The organism is Bacillus sp. mrc49, assembly GCF_002803435.1.
The window spans coordinates 1-583 of the sequence record NZ_PHNG01000262.1 but is presented as its reverse complement, the minus strand read 5'-3'; the positions used below and the strand labels follow the sequence as shown (position 1 = coordinate 583).

Here is a 583-nt window from a genome sequence, read left to right as displayed (position 1 = left end):
TAAGTGAAGGGGAATCGTAAAGGGGGGTATGATCCCTCGTGAACGGAAGCTCCTTTATTTTTCGATAGAGTTCATAAGCCTTCTCGATTGCATTCACGCCTTCCCACGGACGGCTTCCATGGGCGGCTTTACCAGATACCTCAATATCAAGGCGCAGGGCACCCTTTGCCTGCAGGCCAATTCCCAATTGGGTAGGTTCGGCACAAATTACAAAGTCCCCTCTATAACCATGTTTCGCTAAATAGCCAGAACAGTTCAACCCGCCAATTTCTTCATCCGATACTATCTGCAGCTGGATTTTCAATCCTAAATTCCTATCTTTCAGTTCGGAGAATGCACACATCATTCCGACAACCCCTGCTTTCATATCGGCTGCACCGCGTCCATATAAATGCCCTTCATGAATGCGAGGGAAAAATTGATCCGGGGTCCCGCTGACAACATCTACATGGCCATTCCAGATGACGGTTTTATCTCCGCTGCCAATCTCGCTAACGAGCATCCTATACCCATTATTAACGATTACATTCACGGTCAATCCTTGCTTTTTAAGCCAGTCCGCACAGTATTCAACTGCTTCGTT

General features: G+C 47.2%; 1 protein-coding gene. It reads right to left on the bottom strand.

Annotation, left to right across the window (positions count from 1 at the left end):
- Positions 1-583: M20 family metallopeptidase (locus CVN76_RS01875; RefSeq protein ID WP_157805457.1), on the bottom strand; the 583-nt coding region annotated here is incomplete at both ends.